Annotated in this window: 22 protein-coding genes and 2 pseudogenes; 14 read left to right on the forward strand and 10 right to left on the reverse strand. The window is 74.3% G+C overall.

Annotated features, from left to right (window positions below):
- Positions 1-62: 62 nt before the first annotated feature.
- Positions 63-188, reverse strand: a complete 126-nt coding sequence (locus AB2U05_RS25300) for a DUF397 domain-containing protein (protein WP_369184328.1) — start codon at positions 186-188, stop codon at positions 63-65.
- A 92-nt stretch (positions 189-280) separates the two neighbouring features.
- Entirely contained in the window at positions 281-1126 is an 846-nt protein-coding gene (locus tag AB2U05_RS25305) for a DUF5753 domain-containing protein (RefSeq protein ID WP_369184329.1), read from the reverse strand.
- A 299-nt stretch (positions 1127-1425) separates the two neighbouring features.
- Between AB2U05_RS25305 and AB2U05_RS25310 the strand changes: the two genes are divergently transcribed.
- The 6 genes and pseudogenes from AB2U05_RS25310 (at position 1426) to AB2U05_RS25335 (ending at position 4449) form a co-directional block, all read left to right on the forward strand.
- Positions 1426-1818: an ATP-binding protein gene (locus AB2U05_RS25310; RefSeq protein ID WP_369184330.1), complete on the forward strand. Its 393-nt coding sequence runs from the start codon at positions 1426-1428 to the stop codon at positions 1816-1818.
- Positions 1815-2090, forward strand: a complete 276-nt coding sequence (locus AB2U05_RS25315; protein ID WP_369184331.1) for a hypothetical protein — start codon at positions 1815-1817, stop codon at positions 2088-2090. The genes AB2U05_RS25310 and AB2U05_RS25315 overlap by 4 nt, the downstream gene beginning before the upstream one ends.
- The gene (locus AB2U05_RS25320; RefSeq protein WP_369184332.1) at positions 2087-2263 is read left to right on the forward strand and encodes a hypothetical protein; all 177 of its coding nucleotides are present in this window, start codon (positions 2087-2089) and stop codon (positions 2261-2263) included. Before AB2U05_RS25315 ends, AB2U05_RS25320 begins: the two co-directional genes overlap by 4 nt.
- A gap of 76 nt (positions 2264-2339) precedes the next feature.
- Positions 2340-3373 (forward strand): annotated as a pseudogene (locus tag AB2U05_RS25325) (hypothetical protein).
- Positions 3374-3553: 180 nt separating this feature from the next.
- Positions 3554-3889 carry a cupin domain-containing protein gene (locus tag AB2U05_RS25330; RefSeq protein ID WP_045704197.1) on the forward strand — a complete coding sequence of 112 codons (336 nt, stop codon included), beginning with the start codon at positions 3554-3556 and terminating at the stop codon, positions 3887-3889.
- A 113-nt stretch (positions 3890-4002) separates the two neighbouring features.
- Positions 4003-4449: a hypothetical protein gene (locus tag AB2U05_RS25335; protein ID WP_369184333.1), complete on the forward strand. Its 447-nt coding sequence runs from the start codon at positions 4003-4005 to the stop codon at positions 4447-4449.
- Positions 4450-4506: 57 nt separating this feature from the next.
- Here the strand turns inward: AB2U05_RS25335 and AB2U05_RS25340 are convergent, their stop codons facing one another.
- The gene (locus tag AB2U05_RS25340; protein ID WP_369184334.1) at positions 4507-4938 is read right to left on the reverse strand and encodes an SRPBCC family protein; all 432 of its coding nucleotides are present in this window, start codon (positions 4936-4938) and stop codon (positions 4507-4509) included.
- A gap of 114 nt (positions 4939-5052) precedes the next feature.
- Here AB2U05_RS25340 and AB2U05_RS25345 point away from each other — a divergent pair, with 114 nt between their 5' ends.
- Positions 5053-5586: a GNAT family N-acetyltransferase gene (locus AB2U05_RS25345; RefSeq protein ID WP_369184335.1), complete on the forward strand. Its 534-nt coding sequence runs from the start codon at positions 5053-5055 to the stop codon at positions 5584-5586.
- Positions 5587-5624: 38 nt separating this feature from the next.
- Here the strand turns inward: AB2U05_RS25345 and AB2U05_RS25350 are convergent, their stop codons facing one another.
- From AB2U05_RS25350 to soxR, 4 genes and pseudogenes are all read right to left on the reverse strand, one after another.
- Complete coding sequence (locus AB2U05_RS25350; protein WP_369184336.1) at positions 5625-6269, reverse strand: response regulator; 645 nt, start codon at positions 6267-6269, stop codon at positions 5625-5627.
- Positions 6260-6364, reverse strand: a pseudogene (locus tag AB2U05_RS25355) (sensor histidine kinase); the annotation flags it as partial. The pseudogene AB2U05_RS25355 and the gene AB2U05_RS25350, both read right to left, overlap by 10 nt.
- Positions 6361-7296, reverse strand: a complete 936-nt coding sequence (locus AB2U05_RS25360; protein ID WP_369184337.1) for a phosphotransferase family protein — start codon at positions 7294-7296, stop codon at positions 6361-6363. The gene AB2U05_RS25360 and the pseudogene AB2U05_RS25355, both read right to left, overlap by 4 nt.
- A 65-nt stretch (positions 7297-7361) precedes the next feature.
- Complete coding sequence (gene soxR, locus AB2U05_RS25365) at positions 7362-7898, reverse strand: redox-sensitive transcriptional activator SoxR (protein ID WP_045711284.1); 537 nt, start codon at positions 7896-7898, stop codon at positions 7362-7364.
- Positions 7899-8039: 141 nt separating this feature from the next.
- Between soxR and AB2U05_RS25370 the strand changes: the two genes are divergently transcribed.
- Both AB2U05_RS25370 and AB2U05_RS25375 read left to right on the forward strand, forming a co-directional pair.
- The gene (locus AB2U05_RS25370) at positions 8040-8690 is read left to right on the forward strand and encodes a transketolase (RefSeq protein WP_369185996.1); all 651 of its coding nucleotides are present in this window, start codon (positions 8040-8042) and stop codon (positions 8688-8690) included.
- Positions 8691-8732: 42 nt separating this feature from the next.
- Complete coding sequence (locus AB2U05_RS25375) at positions 8733-9635, forward strand: transketolase family protein (RefSeq protein ID WP_045711282.1); 903 nt, start codon at positions 8733-8735, stop codon at positions 9633-9635.
- A gap of 16 nt (positions 9636-9651) precedes the next feature.
- Here AB2U05_RS25375 and treZ read toward each other — a convergent pair whose 3' ends face one another.
- The 3 genes from treZ to glgX form a co-directional block, all read right to left on the reverse strand.
- On the reverse strand, positions 9652-11385 hold the full coding sequence (treZ, locus tag AB2U05_RS25380) for a malto-oligosyltrehalose trehalohydrolase (protein ID WP_369184338.1): 1734 nt from the start codon (positions 11383-11385) through the stop codon (positions 9652-9654).
- Positions 11386-11387: 2 nt separating this feature from the next.
- Positions 11388-13832, reverse strand: coding sequence for a malto-oligosyltrehalose synthase (gene treY / locus AB2U05_RS25385; protein ID WP_369184339.1), 2445 nt, complete (start codon positions 13830-13832; stop codon positions 11388-11390).
- Between the two features lie 133 nt (positions 13833-13965).
- Positions 13966-16098, reverse strand: a complete 2133-nt coding sequence (gene glgX / locus AB2U05_RS25390) for a glycogen debranching protein GlgX (RefSeq protein ID WP_045701690.1) — start codon at positions 16096-16098, stop codon at positions 13966-13968.
- A gap of 429 nt (positions 16099-16527) precedes the next feature.
- Between glgX and AB2U05_RS25395 the strand changes: the two genes are divergently transcribed.
- From AB2U05_RS25395 to AB2U05_RS25415, 5 genes are all read left to right on the forward strand, one after another.
- Positions 16528-17802, forward strand: coding sequence for an SAV2148 family HEPN domain-containing protein (locus tag AB2U05_RS25395; RefSeq protein WP_107073117.1), 1275 nt, complete (start codon positions 16528-16530; stop codon positions 17800-17802).
- A 65-nt stretch (positions 17803-17867) separates the two neighbouring features.
- Positions 17868-18335 carry a GNAT family N-acetyltransferase gene (locus tag AB2U05_RS25400; protein ID WP_369184340.1) on the forward strand — a complete coding sequence of 156 codons (468 nt, stop codon included), beginning with the start codon at positions 17868-17870 and terminating at the stop codon, positions 18333-18335.
- 54 nt (positions 18336-18389) lie between these two features.
- Positions 18390-19148, forward strand: a complete 759-nt coding sequence (locus tag AB2U05_RS25405; RefSeq protein ID WP_369184341.1) for an ABC transporter ATP-binding protein — start codon at positions 18390-18392, stop codon at positions 19146-19148.
- Positions 19145-21121 (forward strand): FtsX-like permease family protein, encoded by a 1977-nt coding sequence (locus AB2U05_RS25410; protein ID WP_369184342.1) that lies wholly within the window; start codon positions 19145-19147, stop codon positions 21119-21121. Before AB2U05_RS25405 ends, AB2U05_RS25410 begins: the two co-directional genes overlap by 4 nt.
- Positions 21122-21212: 91 nt before the next feature.
- The gene (locus AB2U05_RS25415) at positions 21213-21914 is read left to right on the forward strand and encodes an exonuclease domain-containing protein (protein ID WP_045701684.1); all 702 of its coding nucleotides are present in this window, start codon (positions 21213-21215) and stop codon (positions 21912-21914) included.
- The last annotated feature ends 106 nt before the right edge of the window (positions 21915-22020 follow it).

Here is a 22020-nt window from a genome sequence, read left to right on the forward strand (position 1 = left end):
GGCCCGGGCGTCAAGCGGCGGGCGGCCCCGCGTGGCGCGCGGAGCCGCCCGGGTGAGTTGGGCTACTGAGGGATCGGGAACTCGCCCGTCTGGATGCCGGCGACGAACGCCTGCCAGGCGTCGGCGGTGAAGGCGAGGGCCGGTCCATGCGGGTCCTTGCTGTCCCGGACCGGGACGAGGTTGGTCACGCCTTCAGCAACTTCGACGCAGTTGTCGTTCGGGTTGCTGGCACTTGCCTTCCTCCACTGGGTGGGGAGCGCGGAGGCAACGGGGAAGTGGGTCACTTGAGCTGGTCTCTCTTCTGTGCGATGAGGTGGCGAGACTGGTCGAGATCCAAGGCAGTTGCCATGATTTCGTCGAACGCCGCTCGGTAGATGTCGACTTGGCCCGGATCTTCCACCCAGTCGCTGCTGAGCATTCCGCTGAGCAGGACCAGGTCGAGATCTCGTTGCCGGAATTCCAGGAGTGTGAACGGCCCAGTCATTCCTGGATGTGGCGGTGCCGTCGCAGGCATGACCTGAATCCTGATATTGGGGAGCTGGCTGAACTGCAGAAGCTTGTCCAACTGGTCGGTCATCACGCCTGGGGCGGCGCTCATGCTCAGGGCGGCTTCGTGAATGACCGCCCAGAGTTTCAGCGGGCTCTCTGAACGAGTGAGGACGGACTGCCTGTTGATCCGGACCTCGACACGTTCCTCGACGCTCGGCTTGTTTATCACTCCACTGGAGATGATCGCGTGGGCGTACTGGCGAGTCTGAAGTAGGCCCGGGATGTAGGCGGACTCGTACGACTTGTTTCCGACTGCCGTCTCTTCCAGGCGAATCAAGTCCGTGTAGAGCGGGTTCAGCTGCTCGTAGCCCGCCATCCAGCCGGGACGGCGCTTGTCTCGAAGGATCTCAACAAGAACCTCCTTGAGCTCCGCGTCGCACTCGTAGAAGTCGAGCAGGGCTCGGACGACGTCGGGCTTCAGCTGGACACGGGCGTTCTCGTACCTGCTGAGCTTCACCAGGTTGACACCCTCAACTTGGGCGGCCACCTCTTCGGCTGAGAGGTTCCTCAACTCGCGAAGCCGCCTCAGCTCAGCGGCGATGCGCCGGTACCGAACGGCCGGCACTGCGACTGCCATCTACGTGACTCCTTCAGAGCGTTCGGGGACCAGTGTGCACGCGAGTGGTGACGCCTCGCCACCAGCTCAGGGCGTACAGGGCATGCACATTGCCGTCAGAGATGAAAGTTTTCATATTTTGGCGACGTGCCTTGCGGTGCCGAGCCTTGATGGCCCATGCTGTGAGTAACAGGATGCTGTCTCTCTGTGACATGCGTGGCATCTGACCATGCGCTTGAGCGCTCCTGCTGGATGCATGTGGGCTGCCGTGTTGGCGGCCCGGGTCTTCTCCATTCGCATGCCTGGAAGGTGACTTCGCCATGTCTCGAACCTCCTCCACCATCTGGCTCCCGCGCAGCCGCCGCTCGCCCGGCGAGGCGCGCCACCGCCTCTCCTCCCTCCTCGCCGACACCCCCGGCGGCGACCGCTTCCGCGACTCCGGACTCCTGGCCGTCTCCGAGCTCGTCACCAACGCCGTCCAGCACGGCACCCCCGCCGGGTACCTCATCTACCTCGCGCTCGACCTCACCCCCGCGCGCCTGCGCATCGAGGTCCACGATGCCTGCCGCGACCGCGAGCCCGCCCTCTCCGCGCCCGGCCTCGACGACGAGGCCGGGCGCGGGCTGCAGCTCGTCAAGTCGCTCTCCACCCGCTGGGGTTGCTGCCCGCGCCAGCCCACCGGCAAGATCGTCTGGTGTGAGGTCGCCGCGTGAGGGCCGACCACGACACCCTCGTCGAAGTCCCCGGCGTCCGCCTGTCCGTCGTCCGGACGCTCTGCTTCTCCGCCCTCGCGGCCGTCTGGGATTCGATCTGCTTTCTCCCGATGACCAGATGGCAGCACTTCTGCCTGGAGCGCGCCCTCACCGGCCCCTGCGCCGAACGCGACGTGGTCCGCCACCTCGCCGCGCACCCCGCCCTCGTCCTCCCGGTCGGCAAGCACGAGCTGTACATCCGGTGGGCGAACCCCGAGGAGGGCCCCGCATGATCGGCCGCACCCGGGACTGGTGGTTCCGCCGCTGCTCCCGCACCCGCGTCGCCCGCCTCCTGTGCGCGGAACGACGCCGCCTCGACGCCGAGTTGGCGCAGTGGCTCCCCGAGGCCTCCGCCGCCGTCCGGCGCCGTGTCCTCGCTGCGATCGCGAGGGATGGGACGGGCTGAGGGTACGCCCTCAAAACCGCTTGGCGGACGGCTTCCGGGTTTGCGAGGATGCCCCCTCTTTCTCTGCGGAGGGTATTTGTTCGTCTTCGTGTGCGCGGGGTGCGGCGCCGAGTTGACCGATCGGCTTGCCCGGGTCGACCTGCCGGTTCACGCCCATCAGAAGTACGGCAACGGGCTCCAGCTGCCCGTACTGATGGAGGCCGGCACCTTCGCCGTCGATTCGCCGGAGCCCTGGGAGCCGCTGCGGCCGAAGGGGGATGTGCCCGGCTCGATCGTCATCGCGCCGGGGGACGCCGCGGCACCGTGCTGGTCCCGGAGAGGGCCGGCGGCTACTGCTGCGGCCTCGATGCGCTCGACGGCCCCAACATGGCCTGCGAGGCGTGCGGCCGGCTGGTGGCGTGCCGGATCGACGACTGCTCGCTCTGGCAGGCGGTCTGGTTTGGCCTCGACGCCGTTCGGCCCGTCCCCGTCGACGGGGACGGTGTCGAACCGCCGCTCTCCTGGGCCGGGTTGCTGGCGGACGGGCAGGGCACGCCTCCGTTCGAGCCGATCGCCGGGTGGGGGTCGCGGATGGGAACGCGCTACTGGTGGTCGTGGAGCCCGCGGTGGGAGGCCGCGGCCGGCCGGGCGCTCGCCCATCTGCTGGCGGGCTCGCAGGGGCGGCCCGTACGGGTCCCGGGCGGGCTGACCGCCGAGGTGTTCCAGCGCGCCCTCGACGCCCTGCTGCCCTCGGGCCCGCCGGTGCGCCGCGCCGCCCTGGCCGGGCCGGGGTTGCCCGGTGCCGACGCCGACCTCCTGCTCGTGCCGACCCATCCGCAGACGGGGGAGGTGTGGACCCCACCCGATGCCTCCGCCTCTCTGGTGCCGCTGCCGTTCGGGGTGTGGCGGTGGCTGGCCTTCCCCGAGCCGCACCTGCCCGTCCCCGCGTCCGGCGGCCTGCCGGCGGGCGTCCTGCGGGACGACCCGCCCGCCCCGCGCGCCTCGCACCTGTTCCGGATGGACCCGGACGTGTTCCGGCGCACCCTGGCCGGGCTGCCGCAGGCGGGCGACCCGTGGCTGCGGGAGATCCTCGAGAACCTCACGGACCACGTGCGGGCCGGCCTCTTCTAGGCCCGGCCCGGTCGGCTCCGGGCTCCGGGCTCCGCGCGACGGCCTCGGCGAGGTATCCGGGCTCGAACACAAATGCACCATCTGCACCAGGGGCACCACGCGTCGCATGGCGGGAAAGTGCCCCACGTTGGCTGCGAAGGCTCTGTCCCGGCTTGGTTCGGGCACGGCACTGTGGCGGGCATGCATCCAGAGATCCTTGCGCAGGAGGGCTACACCTCCGCCTTCGTCGACGACGTCCCGGCCCGTCAGCTGTTCCCCGGGATCCGGCTCCGGACCCTGTGGCAGGGGGCGAACGGCGCCTCCGCCAACGTGGTGCGGCTGGAGGCGGGCGCCACCTGGGAGGGTCGGGACGTCCACGCGCCCGGGCCGGAGGAGGTCTACGTGGTGGACGGCACCTTCAACGACGGGGCGCGCGACTACCCCGCCGGGACGTTCCTGCACGCCCCGGCCGGGTCGTGGCACGTGCCCTCGACCAGCACCGGGTGCACCCTGTTCGTGTTCTACCCGGAGGGCTGACCGCCCCGGCCCGCCCCGCACCGTCCCGGACCGCCCGCCGTCCCCGGAACGTGATCAGCGCCCCCCTGCGTGCTAGGTTTGAACGCGTTCAGATTGCTGACTGCAGGGGGGCCATGGTGCTGGTGCCGACGAGCGCCCGACGGCTGGTCGGGGTCGCGGTCGCGGTGTTCGCCGTGCCGTTGCTGCTCACGTTCAGGCCGTCCGGGGTCATCTGGTCCCACGTCGTCCAGGGCGTCGAGCTGCTGAGCGCCGCCGGCTGCGCCGCGCCGCTCTGCTTCCGGGACCGCAAGCGGTTCCGGGTCGCCTGCGCGGCGGGCGGGGCGGTGGTCGCGAGCCTGTGGACACCGGCGCTGCTCCTCGGCCTCCTGGCGGCACTGGCCCTCGGCGACTGGGGCTGGCTGCTGACCCACCTGGCCCTGGCGGGGGCCGCGATCGCCGCGCTGATCGCCGCCTTCCAGCGGGCCAAGGGCGCCGACCACGGCCGGCCGGCGGCCGCGATCGGCTGGGCGGCGGGCGCGCTCTCGCTCGGAGCCTGGGCCTGCGTCGCGCTCGGCGCGTAGCGTTCACGCCGGCAGCGAGCCGGCAGGCAGCCGGCCGGGCGGCCCCGCCGCCCGGCGTCAGGCCGCGAAGCGCTCGCGCAGGGCGGTCAGACCGGCCGTGAACACGCCCTCGACCAGGGCGGTCGAGGCCTCGCGGTGCTCCGCCTCGACGTCGAAGGTGGCGGCCCACTCGACGTAGCTGGCGCCGAGCAGGGTGACGGGCAGGACGTGCAGCGTCGCCCGGTAGCGGGTCAGCTCGAAGGTGCCCTCCGGGAGGCCGTAGGTGTAGCGGCGCCGCTCCGCGTCGTAGGCGAGCAGGTTCTCGTGCAGCTCGACGCCGTCGAGGTCGAACACCCGGACCGTGCCGATGGCGTTGCCGGCCAGGTCGTTGCCGAGTCGGCTGGCCGGAAGATCCGGGTGCCAGCCGCCGAGGTCGTGGAACTCGCCGATCAGCGCCCACACTTCCTCGGCGGGGGCCTGGACGACCGTGCTGACCTTCGTGCCTGCCATGGTGGTGGCCTTTCGTGTCGTGGTGAGCGTTTCCCGGGCCCGGCCCGCCGTCTGATCATCCGTCACGGGCGTCGCCATCGGAACCGCCGCGCCCGCACCGGCGTTGACGTCTGCGTGAACGAGGAAGAGATCACGCTGCGCCCGGTCGCCGAAGCCGACCTTCCGGATCTGGAGCGCCTGGTGGGCGACCCCGGGGCGCTGGGGGAGTACCAGTGGTACGGCTGGAGCGACCCGCGGCGGTTCCGGCGCGAGCTGGCGGAGGACGGGCTGCTCGGCGAGGAGCGGCTGGTGCTGGCCGTCGACGCCGGCGGCGGGTTCGCCGGCTTCGTCGCCGCCCGGAAGGCGGGGGTGCGGAACACCGCGCGGTACTGGAACATCGGCGCCCAGCTGGTGCCCGGCGCACGCGGGCGGGGGATCGGCACCCGGGCCCAACTCCTGCTCGTGGAATACCTGTTCGCGCACACCCCGGTGATGCGGTTGGAGGCCGACACCGAAGTCGGCAACCTCGCCGAGCAGCGCGCCCTGGAGAAGTGCAGCTTCCTGCGCGAGGGCGTCCAGCGGGCGACGACCTTCCGGGACGGCCAGTGGCGCGACGTGGTCCGCTACGGGCTGCTGCGCACCGACCCGCGCCCGGAGCGGCCGTCGTGATGCGGGCGGGCGGGCGCGGGCGGGCGCGGGCCCGGACGTCAGCCCCCGAGGAACCGCAGGACGGCCAGGACCCTGCGGTTGGCGCCGTCGTCCCGCGGCAGCCGCAGTTTGTCGAACACCGCGTTGACGTGCTTCTCCACCGCGCTCCTGGAGACGAACAGCTGCTGGGCGATGGCCGCGTTGGTGCAGCCCTGGGCCATGAGCGTCAGCACGGTCCGCTCGCGTTCCGTCAGCAGGTCGAGATCGTCGGTGCGGCGGGTGCGGGCGAGGAGGCGGCGCACCACCTCCGGGTCGAACACCGTGCCGCCGCCGTGCACCCGGTCCAGCGCGGACAGGAACTCCTCCACCCGGCCGACCCGGTCCTTCAGCAGGTACCCCACGCCCCGGGTGTCGGCCGCCAGCAGCTCGGCGGCGTACCGCTGCTCCACGTACTGCGACAGCACCAGCACCCCCACCCGCGGGTGCTCGGACCGGATCCGCAGGGCGGCCCGCAGCCCCTCGTCGGTGTGGGTCGGCGGCGTGCGGACGTCCACGACGGTGACGTCCGGGGGGTCGGCGGCCACCGCGGCCAGCAGGGCGTCCGCGTCCCCCACCGCGGCGGCCACCTCGTGCCCCTCGTCGGCCAGCAGGCGGACCAGGCCCTCGCGCAGCAGCGCGGAGTCCTCGGCGATCATCAACCGCATGGCAGCTCCGCGACCACCCGGGTCGGGCCGCCCGGCGGGCTGTCCACCGTCAGCCGACCGTCCAGCGCGGCGATGCGGCGGGCCAAACCGCTCAGTAGGAGGCCCGGGCGGTGCCGAACCACTCCTCGGCCAGGTCGTCCAGCGTCCGCGACACGGGCTCCAACTCGCGCAGGTACCACGGCAGGTGGCTGTACACGTGCAGCAGCGTGTACGCCATCAGCAGGCGCGGGTCGACGGCGCGGCCGTAGGCGGCGAGCAGGTGGCCGAGCAGGACGGGATCGGCGCGGGTGGTGAACAGGCCGACCGCGACCAGGTCGTACGCAGGATCACCGATCATGGCGGGCTCGAAGTCGAACAGCCCGGTGAGCCGCCACCCGGCGGCCGGGTCGGTCAGCAGGTGCTCGCGCATGAACTCGGTGTGCAGCAGGGCGCGTTGCGGCGCCCGGGGGAGCGGGGCGGCCGCGAGGAAGTCCGGGATCTGCTCCGACCAGGCCTCGGGCAGCCCGCGTTCGCGCTGGCGCGCCACCGCGCCGGCCCGCTGGCGGGCGAGGAAGGCGGACCAGTCGCCGGGGCCGAGCACGTCCGCGAGCGGCTCCGGGTCGAGCGCGTGCAGGGCGGCCAGCGCCTCCCCGCAGTCCCGGGCGATCCGCACCCGCGCGCCCTGCGGGATGCCCGGCCAGGCGGGTGCCAGGCCCTCGCCCGGCAGCCGGGACATCAGCACGTAGCGCCAGCCGTTGACGTACTCGCCGGCCGCGCGCACCTCCGGCGTCGGGATCGGCAGGGCGCCCCGCAGGTGGGTGAGGACGCGCTCCTCGGTGACGCCGTCCCGCGCGCTGAGCGCCGGGAACAGCTTGAGCACGTGCGCCCCGCCCACCGCGTACACCGGGACGGAGCCCTCCGCGAAGCGCTCCAGTGGCAGCCCGCCGACACCCAGGCGCGCGCACAGCGCCTCGGCGCCCGGCCGCACCACGGTCTCGTCCGGCACGACCGCGTCCCACTGTTCGTCCGTCTCCACCACAGGCAGCATGGGCGCACGGTAGGCAGGGCGACGCCCGCCCGGCAACGGGGTTTCGCCCACCCGGCGGGCCGGGGTCAGCGGGCCCCGCAGCTGCCGACGTCCGGCGAGGCCGGCTCGGGCCCGGTGGCCGGGTCGCGGGTGAGCAGGTAGCGGGCGCCCGGCCCGGCCTCGCCGGCGCGGTCGCCGAGGTTGTAGAGCGCGCAGCGGGTCAGCGACAGGCACCCGCAGCCGATGCAGCCGGTGAGCTTGGCCTTGAGCCGTTCGAGTTCGGCGATCTGCTCGTCGATCCGGGTCTGCCAGGACGCGGCGACCTGGTCCCACTCGTCGCCGCTGGGCGCCGGCCGCGAGGGCAGCCGGTCGAGGGCGACGCGCGCCTCGTCGAGGGAGAGGCCGACCCGCTGGGCGGCCCGGACGAAGGCGATCCGGCGCAGCGTGCCGCGGGTGTAGCGGCGCTGCCCGCCGGCGGTGCGGGTGGCGTGGATCAGCCCGAGGCTCTCGTAGTAGCGCAGGGCGGAGGCGGCGAGGCCGCTGCGCTTGCCGAGCTGCCCGATGGTGAGCAGGTCGCTGTGGCGCGGGCCGGGGGCGCGGTCGCTGTCCGGGGTCGCGTTCATGGGCACCCACTGTAGTCGCTTGACCTCAAGTTCGCTTGAAGTTGCACGATCAGGGGCATGACGACGAGCGCGACGACGAACACGACGACGAGCACGACGGAAGCCCGGGCCCGCGGCCGCTTCGAGGACCTCCCGGCCCTGATGTCCCTGATGACCGGCGACGAGAAGCACAACCCCGCCGCCACCTCCACCCTGGACGCCCTCTGGGTGCTCTACGACCGGGTGCTGCGCGTCACCCCGGCCACGGCCGACGCGCAGGACCGCGACCGGATGCTGCTGTCCAAGGGCCACGGCCCGATGGCCTACTACGCCGTGCTGGCGGCCAAGGGCTTCATCGACCCGGCGGTGCTGCCGAGCTTCGGCGGCTACGACTCGCCGCTCGGCTACCACCCGGACCGGATGCTGCTGCCCGGCGTGGAGATCTCCTCCGGCTCGCTCGGCCAGGGCCTGCCGCTGGGTGTCGGCACGGCGCTGGGCCTGCGGGCGCAGGGCCTGAACGGCCCGGCGGTGTGGGTGCTGCTCGGCGACGCCGAGTTCGACGAGGGCTCCAACCACGAGGCGGTGGCCTTCGCCGGCGCGTACGGCCTGGACCGGCTGCACGCGGTGGTGATCGACAACTCCTCCGCCACGCACGGCTGGCAGGGCGGGATCGCGCAGCGCTTCGCGGCCGCCGGCTGGTCGACGGCGACGGTGGACGGCCGCGACCACGAGGCGCTGCACCGCGCCTACACCGCCGAGCACCCGGGGCGCCCGCACGTGGTGGTCGCCACGGTCGAGCCCAAGGACTCCTGAAGAACCACTCCCCCCGAGCCCCCCACGGAAGGCAAGCCCCCGATGGACACCATGCGCGAGCGCTTCGTCGACGTCACCACCCGTCTGCTGGACGAGGACCCCCGGCTTGCCCTGGTGCTCGCCGACATCACCGCCGCCTCCTTCGACCCCGCCCACGAGCGCCACCCCGACCGGGTGGTCAACGTCGGCATCCGCGAGCAGCTGCTGATCGGCGCGGCCGGCGGCCTGGCCCTGACCGGGATGCGCCCGATCGCCCACACCTTCGCCAGCTTCCTGGTGGAACGCCCCTTCGAGCAGGTGAAGCTGAGCCTGTCCCACCAGGGCGTCGGCGCGGTGCTGGTGAGCGCGGGCGGCTCGTACGACAACCCGGCGGCGGGCCGCACCCACATGGCCCCGGGCGACGTCGCCCTGCTGGACACCCTGCCGGACTGGACGGTGCACGTCCCCGGCCACCCCGAGGAGGCCGAGCGGCTGCTGCGCCACGCCTACGCGGACGGCGACCGCAACGTCTACGTCCGCCTCTCGGCGCAGCAGAACGAGACCCCGGTCGCGATCGAGCCGGGCCGCCTGACGGCCGTCCGTACGGGCCGGGGCGGCGTGGTGGTCGCGGTGGGGCCGGTGCTGGACGCGGTGCTGGCGGCCACCGAGGGCCTGGACGCGACGGTCCTGTACGCGGCGACGGTGCGCCCCTTCGACCGGGCCGGCCTGCGTGCGGCGCTGGACGCCCCCAGCGGTCGGGGCGACGTGGTGCTGGTGGAGCCGTACCTCGCGGGCACCTCCGCGCACGCGGTGCACGAGGCGCTGGCCGACCGCCCGCACCGGCTGCTGGCGCTGGGCGTGCCGCGCGCGGAGCACCGGCACTACGGCTCGATGGCCGAGCACCTGGCCGCCTACGGCCTGGACGCGGCCGGCCTGCGCGAGCGGATCGGCACCTTCCTCTGGTGAGCGGCCCCGGGGCGGGTCACACCGCGACGAGGGCCACCGAGTCGCCCCCGAGCCGCACCCGGTCGCCCGACACCAGGGCCGCCCCGAACGCCGCGACGAGCTCCCGCCCCGGGCCGCCCAGCGGCACGGCGGCCTCGCCGGCCCCCAGGTTGACCGCGACCCGGTACGGCCCCCGGTGGACCACCAGCCACCCGGCGGCCTCGTCGAACTCGACCCGCACCGCCCCGAGGTCCGGGTCGCCGAGCTCCGGCAGCTCCCGCCGAAGCCGGAGCAACTGCCGGTACCAGTCCAGCAGTTCGGCGTGCGGAGCGCGGTGCGGCTCGGTCCAGTCGAGGACGGAGCGCAGCAGCGTGGCGGGTTCCTGCGGGTCGGGGACGGCTTCGGCGGCCCAGCCGTGGTCGGTGAACTCCCGCCGCCGGCCCTGCCGGACGGCTTCGGCGAGGCCGGGGTCGGTGTGGTCGGTGAAGTACTGCCAGGGGGTGGCCGCGCCCCATTCCTCGCCCATGAACAGCATCGGGGTGAACGGCGAGGTGAGCACGAGGGCGGCGCCGCAGGCGAGCCGGCCGGTGGGCAGGGTGGTGGAGATCCGGTCGCCGAGCGCCCGGTTGCCGATCTGGTCGTGGGTCTGCAGGTAGCCGAGCAGCCGGTGGCCGGCGCCGGTCGGGGTGAACGGCCGGCCGTGCCGGCGGCCCCGGAAGGTGGACCAGGTGCCGTCGTGGAAGTAGCCGTGCCGCAGCGACTTGGCGAGGGCGGCGAGCGGTGCGCGCGCGAAGTCGCCGTAGTAGCCGTGGGATTCGCCGGTGAGCGCGCAGTGCAGGGCGTGGTGGAAGTCGTCGCTCCACTGGGCGTCGATCCCCTGGCCGCCGGCTTCGCGCGGGGTGGTGGTGCGCGGGGTGTTGAGGTCGGATTCGGCGACGAGGAACAGCGGCCGGTTGGTCGCGACCGCCAACTTGTCGACCTCGCCGCTGAGTTCCTCCAGGAAGTGGACGGCCCGGTGGTCGATCAGGGCGTGCACGGCGTCGAGCCGCAGCCCGTCGATCCGGTAGTCGCGCAGCCAGGCGAGGGCGCTGCCGATCAGGTAGGCGCGGACTTCGTCGGAGCCGGGGGCGTCGAGGTTGACGGCGGCGCCCCAGGGGGTGTGGTGCCGGTCGGTGAAGTACGGGCCGTACCGCGGGAGGTGGTTGCCGGAGGGGCCGAGGTGGTTGTGCACCACGTCGAGGATCACCCCGAGGCCCCGGCCGTGCGCGGCGTCGACGAAGCGCTTGAGCCCGTCCGGCCCGCCGTAGGGCTCGTGGACGGCCCACGGCGAGACGCCGTCGTAGCCCCAGCCGTGCCGGCCGGGGAACGGGCAGACCGGCATGAGCTCGACGAAGTCGACGCCCAACTCGACGAGGTGGTCGAGGCGTTCGGCGGCGGCGTCGAAGGTGCCGCGGGTGGTGAAGGTGCCGACGTGCAGCTCGTACACCACCGAGCCGGGCAGCGGGCGGCCGCGCCAGCCGGTCGCCGTCCAGGGGAACGCGGCGTGGTCGACGGGCCGGCTCGGGCCGTCCGGGCCGTGCGGCTGCCGGGCCGAGCGCGGGTCGGGCAGCGGCGGGCCGCCGTCCAGCCGGAAGGCGTAGTCGCCGGCCGGTGCGACGCCGCCCCACCAGCCGTCGCGGCCGGCCAGGCGCGCCAACTCATGGGAGCCGCCGGAGACTTCGACCGTGACACGGGAGGCCGCGTGCGGCGCCCACACCTCGTAGACCGCCATGCTCAGCCCCTCCTCGTCAGCAGTGCCACCGGATACGTCGCCAGCAGGTCCGCGACCGGCACCGGCTGTCCGGCCGGGTAGCGGTGCTCGGTCAGCTGGTCCGTCCAGGCGCCGCCCGGGGGCAGCTCCAGCACGGTGTCGCGCCAGCCGCCGGCCCGCTCCAGCCCGTACGGGAGCCGGGTGACGGCGGTGACCACGTCCTCGCCGCGGGCGAAGGCCAGCAGGTGTTCGCCGGACAGGTCGACGGCGGCCAGCGGGCGGTAGGCGCCGAGCGGGCGGTCGCGGCGCAGGTGCAGGGCGGTGGCGGTCAGGTGCAGCTTCTCGCGGGCGAGGTCTCCGGGGCGCGGGGCGGCGGCGTCGGTGAGTCGCACGGCGAGGGCGTCGAGGTCGACCACGCCCCGGTTGTCCGGGTCGACCAGGGTGTACAGCGGCTCCTCGCTGCCCTGGTACAGGTCCGGGACGCCGGGGACGGTGAGGTGCAGCAGGGCGGCGGCCAGGGTGTTGGCCCGGGCGTGCGGGGCGAGGGCGCGCACCCGCTCCTCGATCCGGGCGAGCAGCCCGGGGTCGGCGTACACGGCGCGGGCCCGCTGTTCGAGCGCCCGCTCGTACGGTGTGTCGGGGGCCGTCCAGGAGGTGTGCAGCTTGGCCTCGCGGGCGGCCTTGAGCAGGGCGGCGACCAGCCGCTCGGGGGTGATCGGCCAGGCGGCGACCAGGGTGTGCCACAGCATCCAGTCGGCGTCCCGGTCGGGGCCGGGCCCGAGCGCGGCGGACCAGGCGGCGGCCTCGGCGGCCCACGCCTCGGGCTGCTCGGCGAGGACGGCGAGCCGGGCGCGCGCGTCGGCGCTGCGCTTGGTGTCGTGCGTGGACAGCGCCGTCATGCTGTGCGGCCACTGCTGCTCCAGGTACCGGCACCAGTCGTGGAACTCGGCCGGGGTGACCCAGGGCCGGGCCGGCTCGCCGCCGACCTCGTTGTGCCCGGGCAGCGCGTTCCACCGGTAGAAGGCGGTGTCCTCGACGCCCTTGGCGGCGACGGCCGCGGCGGTCTGCCCGAAGCGCACGCAGAACTCGTCCCGGTCGGGGTCGCGCCCCAGCTCGCCCAGGGCGAGCGCGGCGACCAGGTGCTCGGTCGGGTCGTCGGAGCCCTCCCGCACGGTGCGCAGGAACTCCTCGGGCGGCGGCGCCTCGCCGGGCCGCGCGTACGGCCGGTACACCGGGTAGTCGGTGAGCAGCCGGCGCAGCGCGGCCCGCAGCTGCCAGGGCGCGTGGTCGGCGTAGGCGGGCTCGGCGGCGCCGATCCGCAGCGCGATCCGCACCAGGCGCTCGACCTCGGCGGCCAGCTCGCCGACCGGCCCGGTCATCTCGGCGCGCCCGCGCCGGGCGGCGGCCACCGCCGGGTTCGGCTCCCCGCGCGCGGGTTCCGGGCCGCCGCCCAGGAACGCCCGGTACGCGTCGGCCGCGCGCCGGGCCCCCGCCGGGTCGGTGAGCACGCCGTCGATGCGGCGCAGCGCGTCGTAGCCGGTGGTGCCGGCGACCGGCCAGTCGGCGGGCAGCCGCTCCTCGCCGGTGAGGATCTTCTCGACCACCACGTAGGCCCCGCCGCCCGCCGTCCCGCCGGTGGCCGCCGCCAGCCGCCGCAGGTAGCCGCGCGGGTCGGCGAGCCCGTCCGGGTGGTCGATCCGGAAGCCGTCCAGGACGCCCTCGCGGTACAGCCGTAGCAGCACGGCGTGGGTGGCGTCGAACACCTCCGGTTCCTCGACCCGCAGGGCGATCAGCTCGTTGACGGTGAAGAACCGCCGGTAGTTGAGCTCGGTGCGGGCCAGGCGCCACCAGGCGAGCCGGTACCACTGCCGGGCCAGCAGCTCCGGGAGCGGCAGCCGCTCGGTGCCGGGCCGCAGCGGCAGCTCGTGCCGGTGGTAGCGCAGCACGTCGCCGTCGACGGCCAGCTGGTCGAGGACGGCGCCGAGCCGGTCGCCGAGCAGCGGCAGCAGCACCCGTCCGCGCCCGGGGGCGTCGGCGGGGCCGGTCTGCGCGGTCCAGTCGATGTCGAACCAGTGGGCGTACGGCGAGTCGGGCCCGTCGCGCAGCACGTGCCACAGCGGCCGGTTGAGGTGTTCGGGGACGGGCACGGCCATGTGGTTGGGCACCACGTCGGCGATCAGCCGCAGCCGGTGCCGGCGGGCCTCGGCGGCGAGGGCGCGCAGGGCGCTCTCGCCGCCGAGCTGTTCGCTGATCCGGGTGTGGTCGACGGTGTCGTAGCCGTGGGTGGAGCCGGGGGCGGCCTCCAGCAGCGGGGACAGGTGCAGGTGGGAGACGCCGAGGGCGGCCAGGTAGGGGACGGCGGCGGTGGCGTGGTGCAGGGTGAAGCCGGGCTGCAGCTGGAGCCGGTAGGAGGAGGACGGGGCGGGGGCGGCCGGGCGGGCCTGCGGGGGCTCGGCGGCGGAGGTCATAGGTCCATAGGTACCCGGCCCGGCCCGCCGCCAAGACCCGCTGCTGGCCCGAACAGGTGAGCCCGGCCCGGCGCCCGGCCCGGTCGCGCCGCCCGCTCGGCCGCCCGCTCGGCCGCCCCCTCGGGCGGCCCGCTCAGGCCGGCCGCTGGAGCACCATCAGCGAGCGGTCGGTGAGCCACAGCGTGTCCCCGGCCTTGACGGTCGCCCCGGCGCCGGGGGCGGGCAGCCGGGGCTGCGCGGTGTCGACGACGACCCGCCACTGCTGCCCGTGGTCGGCGGGCACGGTGAACTCCAGCGGTTCGAAGTGGGCGTTGAACATCAGCAGGAAGGAGTCGTCGACGATCCGCCCGCCGCGCCGGTCCGGCTCGGAGATGGCGTAGCCGTTGAGGAAGACGGTGAGCGACTTGGCGTAGCCGACGCCCCAGTTGCGCTTGGTCATCTCCTCTCCGGTGGGGGTGAACCAGGCGATGTCAGTGAGGTCGTCGTACGCGCCGGAGGCGGACACCGGCCGGCCGTGGAAGAACCGCCGCCGCCGGAACACCGGGTGGTCGCGGCGCAGCCAGATCATGCCCTGGGTGAACTCCAGCAGCCGGGCCCGCGGGCCGTCGGCGTCCGAGCCGTCCGGCCAGTGCACCCAGGTGAGTTCGTTGTCCTGGCAGTAGGCGTTGTTGTTGCCGAGCTGGGTGCGGCCGAGTTCGTCGCCGTGGGAGAGCATCGGCACGCCCTGGGAGAGCATCAGGGTGGCGATCAGGTTGCGCTGCTGGCGCGCCCGCAGCTCCTCGACGGCCGGGTCGTCGCTGGGGCCCTCGACGCCGCAGTTCCAGGAGCGGTTGAAGGACTCGCCGTCCCGGTTGTCCTCGCCGTTGGCGTGGTTGTGCTTGTCGTTGTACGAGACCAGGTCGCGCAGGGTGAAGCCGTCGTGGCAGGTCACGAAGTTGATCGAGGCGATGGGGCGCCGGCCGTCGTCCTGGTAGAGGTCGGAGGAGCCGGTGAGCCGGGAGCCGAACTCGGCGAGGGCGGCGTTCTCGCCGCGCCACAGGTCGCGCACGGTGTCCCGGTACATGCCGTTCCACTCGGTCCACAGCGGCGGGAAGTTGCCGACCTGGTAGCCGCCCTCGCCGAGGTCCCAGGGTTCGGCGATGAGCTTGGCCTGGGAGACGACCGGGTCCTGCTGGACGAGGTCGAAGAAGGAGGAGAGCCGGTCGACCTCGTGGAACTGCCGGGCGAGGGTGGCGGCGAGGTCGAAGCGGAAGCCGTCGACGTGCATCTCGGTGACCCAGTAGCGCAGCGAGTCCATGATCAGCTGGAGCACGTGCGGGCTGCGCATCAGCAGGCTGTTGCCGGTGCCGGTGGTGTCCTCGTAGAAGCGCTGGTCCTGGGCGAGGCGGTAGTAGGAGACGTTGTCGAGGCCGCGCAGCGACAGGGTCGGGCCGAGGTGGTTGCCCTCGGCGGTGTGGTTGTAGACGACGTCGAGGATCACCTCGATGCCGGCCGCGTGCAGCGCCTTGACCATCGACTTGAACTCCTGGACCTGCTGGCCGCGGTCGCCGGTGGAGGAGTAGGAGGAGTGCGGGGCGAAGAAGCCGATGGTGTTGTAGCCCCAGTAGTTGGCCAGGCCCAGGTCGCGCAGCCGGTGGTCGCGGACGAACTGGTGCACCGGCATCAGTTCGATGGCGGTGACGCCGAGTTTGGCGAGGTGCTCGATCACCGCCGGGTGGGCGAGGCCCGCGTAGGTGCCGCGGATCTCCTCGGGGATGCCGGGGTGCAGCCGGGTGAGGCCCTTGACGTGGGCCTCGTAGATGACGGTGCGGTGGTAGTCGGTGCGCGGCGGCCGGTCGGTGCCCCAGTCGAAGTACGGGTTGACGACCACCGAGTGCATGGTGTGCGGGGCGGAGTCGAGGTCGTTGCGGCGTTCGGGGGCGCCGAAGTGGTAGCCGTAGACGGACTCGTCCCAGTCGATGTGCCCGCTCATCGCCTTGGCGTACGGGTCCAGCAGCAGCTTGGCCGCGTTGTGCCGCTGGCCCAGGCCCGGGTTGTACGGGCCGTGCACGCGGAAGCCGTAGCGCCGGCCGGGCTGGACGCCGGGGAGGTAGGCGTGCCGGACGAAGGCGTCCGTCTCGCGCAGTTCGACGGCGGTCTCGGAGCCGTCCTCCTCGATCAGGCACAGCTCGATCCGGTCGGCGCTCTCGGAGAACACCGCGAAGTTGGTGCCGGCCCCGTCGTAGGTGGCGCCGAGGGGGTAGGGCTGTCCGGGCCAGACCTGCATGAGTCCTCAACTTCCTTGACTGCGACGGAAACTGACGCTTGGTCGGACGAGCTGCCTGCCCGGACCCGGTCGGGGCCTTCCCGGCCGGGCGGCCGGGCATGTGCGGCGCTCGCGCGCCGTGACGTACGGCACAGTCGGCATACTCCCCGAGCCTTCCCCCGGCAGCCGGGACACGCGGCCCCGGTTCGCCCGAACGGGTGTCCGCCCGCCCATTCCTGTGAAGAGTCCACCGGCCCCGCCCGCGCCCGCCGGCGCGGCCCCTGCGCCATCCGGCTGCGGGCCGCTCGCGCCGGGCAGTACCCTTGATCGTCCGGCCGCCCCCGGCCGGTGGCGATCCGTCAGCGGCCGACCCGCCGACCCGCCGGTCGCGGCCGAGGACCGGGGCGAAGCGGCCGGCCAGAGCGAAGCAGCAAGCAGATGAGGTGGCGCATGGTGTTCCCCGCCGGCGGCCGCGGCTCCGGGCCGGGCGGCCCCGACCGGGGCGGTGTCCGCAGCGAGGCACCCACCGTGGTCATGCGCCCCACCCTGACCGGCCGCACCCTGGTGCCCGCCCAGAGCGGCCCGGTCGAGGTCCCCGCCCTCGCCTGGTCCGGCGCCGAATGGGAGGACGCCTACCAGCGGGTCCGGCTCTCCGGCCGCGCCTACGTCTGGCTCAACCTCGTCGAGCAGCGGCTGCGCTCCCTCGTCGACGAGGTGCTGCACCCCATCTACGCGCCCGCCCACGGCGAGGACTGGGTCACCGCCGCCGCCGGCCCCGCCGGCGAGGAGTGGGCCCACCGGGCCGGCGCCGTCCGCGAGGTCAGCCGCCGCAAGGGCTACCTCCTCGACCCGGCCGACGACGACCCGCTGGTCTTCCTCACCCTGCCCCAGCTGCGCGAACTCATGGTCCAGCACTGGCCCTGCTTCGAGCCCTACCTCGCCGACCGGCGCGAGATCGAACTCGCCCTCGACGAACTCGAAGTCGCCCGGCACGTCGTCTCCCGCAACCGCGTCCTCACCGGCACCGTCCTCGCCCAGACCGAACGCGCCGCCGCCCGGCTGCTCGCCGTCCTCGACGGCGGCGCCGGCGGGGTGCCCGCCGACGTCGTCGAATCCCTCGTCGCCGGCCGCTACGCCGACGTCGTCGCCGTCCACGCCGACCGGGTCCGGCTGCAGCGCGACCTGCCCGTCGAGGACCTGCTCGACGGCGCCCGGCGGCTCGACGCGCTCGGCATCGGCCTCGGCATGCTCTGCCAGAACTACACCGGCAAGCGCCTCGTCCGCCTCGCCGGCGAGGGCTGCCGCGTCCGGCTGCTCTTCCTCAACCCGGCCAGCAGCGCCGTGCGCCGCCGCGAACGCGAACTCGGCCTCGGACGCGGCGAACTGGCGCGCTCCATCGAGATGAACATCATGCACGTGCGGCGGGTCCGGGCCCGGCTGCGCGACCAGGGCGGCTTCGAGATCCGGGTCTTCGACGAGACCCCGCGCTTCACCGCCTACCTCGTCGAAGGCCCCCGCACCCCCGGCCAGGCCGGCGGCCGCGGCCGCAGCCGCGACCTCGGCGTCGTCCAGCCCTACCTGCGCCGCGCCCGCGGCATGGAATCGCCCGCCCTCGTCCTGCGCGGCGGCGCCGGCCAGCAGCCCGGCGGCACCGAACCCGGCCTGCTGGACGTCTACCGCGAGGAGTTCGAAGGCGCCTGGGGCGACTCCCGGCCCGTCTCCTGACCCGCCGTCCGGATCCTGGGAAACCCCCTGGTCACGGCCGGGCGCGCGCTGCCAGACTGCGGGCCGTGAACAGCGATCCCGGCTGGAGCCTGCGCCCCGCCACCGCCGCCGACGTCGAACCCCTCGCCGAGCTCCGGGCCCAGGTCATGCGCGCCGACCTCGAACGGCTCGGCCGCTACGACGACCACCGCGTCCGCCAGCGGCTGCGCGACAACTTCTCGCCCCGGCACACCACGGTCGTCCTGGTCGACCACGCGCTCGCCGGGTGCGTCACCGTCCGCCCCGACGAGCGGGGCGGACGCTACCTCGAGTACTTCTACCTCCGGCCGCAGCACCAGGGCCGCGGCCTCGGCACCGCCGTCCTGCGCCACGTCCTCGCCGAAGCCGACGAGGCCGGCGAACCCGTACGCCTCCAGGCCCTGCAGGGCAGCGCCTCCCGCCGGCTCTACGAACGGCACGGCTTCACCGCCGAGCGCGAGGACCCGATCGACGTCTTCATGCACCGCCCGGCACCCTCCGCGCCCACCCCCTGACACCCGGCGATCCCCACGAACCGGCTGGCCAGGGCCGTTGTCCACGTGGTAGTCATGACCCCCGTGACGATCACGGGGGATGACGGCGCGGTTCTGCGCCTGGACGATGTACACCGCACCTACGGCACCGGCCCGGAGGCCGTCCGCGCACTCAGGGGGGTGCACGTCGCCTTCGACCGCGGCACCTTCACCGCCGTCATGGGCCCCTCCGGCTCCGGCAAGAGCACCCTGCTCCAGTGCGCCGCCGGCCTCGACCGGCCCGACCACGGCCGCATCACCCTCGACGGCACCGACCTCGCCGGCCTCACCGAGACCCAGCTCACCGTCCTGCGCCGGCAGAAGCTCGGCTTCGTCTTCCAGGCCTTCAACCTGGTCGGCTCGCTCACCGCCGAACAGAACGTCGGCCTGCCGCTGCGCCTGGCCGGCCGCCGCCCCGACCGCGCCGAAGTCCACCGCGCCCTCGCCCAGGTCGGCCTCGGCGAACGCACCGCCCACCTGCCCTCCCAGCTCTCCGGCGGCCAGCAGCAGCGCGTCGCCATCGCCCGCGCCCTCATCACCCGCCCCCGCATGCTGTTCGCCGACGAACCCACCGGTGCCCTCGACAGCAGCAGCAGCCGCGACGTCCTCGCCCTGCTGCGCGACCTCGTCGACCGCGAGGGCCAGAGCACCGTCATGGTCACCCACGACCCCGTCGCCGCCTCCTACGCCGACCGCGTCCTCTTCCTCGCCGACGGCCGCGTCGTCGACGACCTCGAACGCCCCACCGCCCGCCAGGTCGCCGAGCGGATGACCGCCCTGGAGACCGCCGCATGAGCACGCGAACCGAGCGGACCGACCACGGCGGCTCCCTCACCACCCTGCTGCCCGTCGCCGCCGCCGGCCTGCGCCGCCGCAAGACCGCCTTCGCCGGCTCCTACCTCGCCCTCACCCTCGGCGTCACCCTCGTCGCTACCACCGGCAGCCTGCTCCACCAGACCGCCGGCGACGACTCCCCGCTCGGCGCACCCTCCCTGCACAAGGTGCTGCTGTTCACCGCCGCCATGGCCGCCTTCGTCGCCGTCTTCGTCGTCGCCGGCACCTTCGCCTTCGCCGTCGCCCAGCGCCGGCAGGAGATCGCCATGCTCCGCGCGGTCGGCGCCACCCCCCGCCAGATCGTCTGGCTGATCACCGGCGAAGCCGCCGTCGTCGCCCTCGCCGCCGCCCTCAGCGGCTGCCTCCTCGCCCTGCCCGGCGCCCCCGCCCTCGCCGCCTGGCTCGTCGACCGCGGCGCCGCCCCCGAAGGCTTCACCGCCCACCCCGCCGCCGGCCCCATGCTGCTCGCCGCCGCCACCGGCCTCGCCGTCGCCCTCCTCGGCGCCGTCACCGCCGCCGTCCGCGCGGGCCGGGTCCGCGCCGCCGAAGCCCTCGCCGACGCCGCCGTCGACCGCAAGGTCATGACCCCGCTGCGCTGGGCCGCCGCCCTCACCGGCCTGCTCACCCTGTTCGGCGCCGCCGGCTACTACCTCGCCGCCCCCACCATGCCCCCCACCCCCGGCGACCAGGCCGGCGATCCGCAACTCGCCTCCCAGTGGGTCCTCGGCGCCGACCTGGCCGTCATCACCTCCATCGCCCTCCTCGCCCCCGTCCTCGTCCCGCCGCTCGTCCGGCTGCTCACCGCCCCGCTCGCCCGCGCCACCGCCGCCGCCCCGCTGCTCGCCCGGCAGAACGCGCTCACCGCCGTCCGCCGCACCGTCTCCACCGCCACCCCCGCCTTCCTCGCCATCGCGCTCACCGGCACCGTCGTCGGCTCCACCGCCGCCTTCGCCGACGCCATGACCGCCCAGAACCGCGCCACCACCGCCGCCCGCTACGTGCTGCGCCCCGGCACCCAGCCACTGCCCGCCGACACCCTGCGCCGGCTCACCGCCGGCCGGCCCGGCCTGCACGCCACCGCCACCACCCCCACCGTCGTCACCGGCCTCGGCGCCGACACCGCCGCCTTCGACGACCACGGCGAGGACTCGCCCGCCAGCGTGCCCTCCGCCGCCACCGTCGTCGACGGCGACCTCGCCACCGCCTGGACCCTCCCCGCCGTCCAGGGCAACCCCGCCGACCTGCACGGCGCCACCCTCGCCCTCTCCACCGACCAGGCCCGCGGCCACGGCGTGCACCTCGGCGACCACGTCAACCTGCGCCTCGCCGACGGCACCGTCACCACCCTGCGCCTCGCCCTCGTCTACCGCACCCAACTCGGCCTCGACGAGATCCTGCTCAGCGGCGACGCCGCCACCCCCCACCTCCCCGGCGCCCGGCCCACCGCCGTCCACCTCGACGCCGAACCCGCCGACCGCCTCGGCGCCACCCTCACCGACTCCCGCGACCCCGGCCCCGACCCCGGCGCCCACTACGCCTGGATCGCCACCACCACCATCCTCGGCCCCGCCCTGCTCTACGCCCTCATCGCCATCGTCAACACCATGGTCATGAGCACCGCCGACCGCCGCCGCGACTTCGACGTGCTGCGCCTCGCCGGATCCGTGCGCCGCCAGGTGCTGGGGACCGTCGCCCTCGAAGCCGTCCTCGTCGTCGCCACCGCCGCCGTGCTCGCCCTCGCCGTCACCGCCCTCACCCAGTACGGCACCACGGCGCTGATCAACCACCGCATCCTCGCCGGCCAGACCACCGTCCCGCTCCACCTGCCCTGGCCCGCCCTGGCCGTCGCCGCCGCCGTCTGCCTCGCCCTCGCCACCACCGCGGCCCTGCTCCCCAGCCGACTCGCCCTCACCCGCCCCGCCGCCGCCCACTGACCGGCCCCCGGGCCGCCCCAGGGCCGGGTTGTCGGTGGGGCAGGTGATGATAGGGGCTGTTTCGCGCAGCCGGACGGAAGGACACACCCCCATGAGCTGGTGGCAGCAGCCACTGGTCGGCTTCGACCTGGAGACCACGGGCACCGACCCGGCCGTGGACCGCATCGTCACGGCCGCCCTCGTGGACACCGTCGGAGCCGCCCGGGTGGGCGCCGCGCACTGGCTGCTCGACCCGGGCGTGCCGATCCCCGCCGAGGCAGAGGCGATCCACGGCATCGGCGACGACCTCGCCCGCCGCAAGGGCAGACCGGCCAAGGAAGCCGTCGAGGAGATAGCCGCCGCCCTCTGCGAACGGCTCGCCGCCGGACGGCCCGTCGTCGCCTTCAACGCGCCCTTCGACCTCTCCCTGCTCGACGCCGAACTGCGCCGCCACGGCCTCGCCACCCTCGCCGAACGCCTCGGCGGGCCCGTCCGCCCCGTCCTCGACGCACTCGTCATCGACCGCGCCGTCGACAAGTACCGCAAGGGCTCCCGCACCCTCCAGCGGGTCTGCGAGCTGTACGGCGTCGAGCTGACGGACGCCCACGAGGCCGGCAGCGACGCGCTCGCCGCCGTCCGCGTCGCCGTCGCCCTCGCCGAGCGCTACCCCGCCGAGGTCGGCACCCCCACCCCCGAGGACCTGCACCGGCAGCAGATCGGCTGGTACCGGGACTGGGCCGAGAGCCTGCAGGCCTGGCTGCGCCGCGGCAAGGACCCGCAGGCCGAGGTCGACCCGCGCTGGCCGTCGAGGTAGCGCCACCGCCCCGCCCGCCCCACCGACCTGCCCGGCTTCCCCGCCCTCGCAGTGCAGGTCGAGCACTTCCCGGCAGGTCCACCGGCTGCGCGTGCCGTAGGCCCGG

It is taken from the genome of Streptomyces sp. Y1, assembly GCF_041053115.1.
GTDB lineage: Bacteria > Actinomycetota > Actinomycetes > Streptomycetales > Streptomycetaceae > Kitasatospora > Kitasatospora rubellomurina.

Coding starts and splice junctions, on each gene's coding strand:
- AB2U05_RS25305 (WP_369184329.1), bottom strand. CDS start 1,126: ATGGCAGTCGCAGTGCCGGCCGTTCGGTACCGGCGCATCGCCGCTGAG.
- AB2U05_RS25310 (WP_369184330.1), top strand. CDS start 1,426: ATGTCTCGAACCTCCTCCACCATCTGGCTCCCGCGCAGCCGCCGCTCG.
- AB2U05_RS25320 (WP_369184332.1), top strand. CDS start 2,087: ATGATCGGCCGCACCCGGGACTGGTGGTTCCGCCGCTGCTCCCGCACC.
- AB2U05_RS25330 (WP_045704197.1), top strand. CDS start 3,554: ATGCATCCAGAGATCCTTGCGCAGGAGGGCTACACCTCCGCCTTCGTC.
- AB2U05_RS25335 (WP_369184333.1), top strand. CDS start 4,003: ATGGTGCTGGTGCCGACGAGCGCCCGACGGCTGGTCGGGGTCGCGGTC.
- AB2U05_RS25340 (WP_369184334.1), bottom strand. CDS start 4,938: ATGGCAGGCACGAAGGTCAGCACGGTCGTCCAGGCCCCCGCCGAGGAA.
- AB2U05_RS25350 (WP_369184336.1), bottom strand. CDS start 6,269: ATGCGGTTGATGATCGCCGAGGACTCCGCGCTGCTGCGCGAGGGCCTG.
- AB2U05_RS25360 (WP_369184337.1), bottom strand. CDS start 7,296: ATGCTGCCTGTGGTGGAGACGGACGAACAGTGGGACGCGGTCGTGCCG.
- soxR (WP_045711284.1), bottom strand. CDS start 7,898: ATGAACGCGACCCCGGACAGCGACCGCGCCCCCGGCCCGCGCCACAGC.
- AB2U05_RS25370 (WP_369185996.1), top strand. CDS start 8,040: ATGTCCCTGATGACCGGCGACGAGAAGCACAACCCCGCCGCCACCTCC.
- AB2U05_RS25375 (WP_045711282.1), top strand. CDS start 8,733: ATGGACACCATGCGCGAGCGCTTCGTCGACGTCACCACCCGTCTGCTG.
- treZ (WP_369184338.1), bottom strand. CDS start 11,385: ATGGCGGTCTACGAGGTGTGGGCGCCGCACGCGGCCTCCCGTGTCACG.
- treY (WP_369184339.1), bottom strand. CDS start 13,832: ATGACCTCCGCCGCCGAGCCCCCGCAGGCCCGCCCGGCCGCCCCCGCC.
- glgX (WP_045701690.1), bottom strand. CDS start 16,098: ATGCAGGTCTGGCCCGGACAGCCCTACCCCCTCGGCGCCACCTACGAC.
- AB2U05_RS25395 (WP_107073117.1), top strand. CDS start 16,528: ATGGTGTTCCCCGCCGGCGGCCGCGGCTCCGGGCCGGGCGGCCCCGAC.
- AB2U05_RS25405 (WP_369184341.1), top strand. CDS start 18,390: ATGACCCCCGTGACGATCACGGGGGATGACGGCGCGGTTCTGCGCCTG.
- AB2U05_RS25410 (WP_369184342.1), top strand. CDS start 19,145: ATGAGCACGCGAACCGAGCGGACCGACCACGGCGGCTCCCTCACCACC.
- AB2U05_RS25415 (WP_045701684.1), top strand. CDS start 21,213: ATGAGCTGGTGGCAGCAGCCACTGGTCGGCTTCGACCTGGAGACCACG.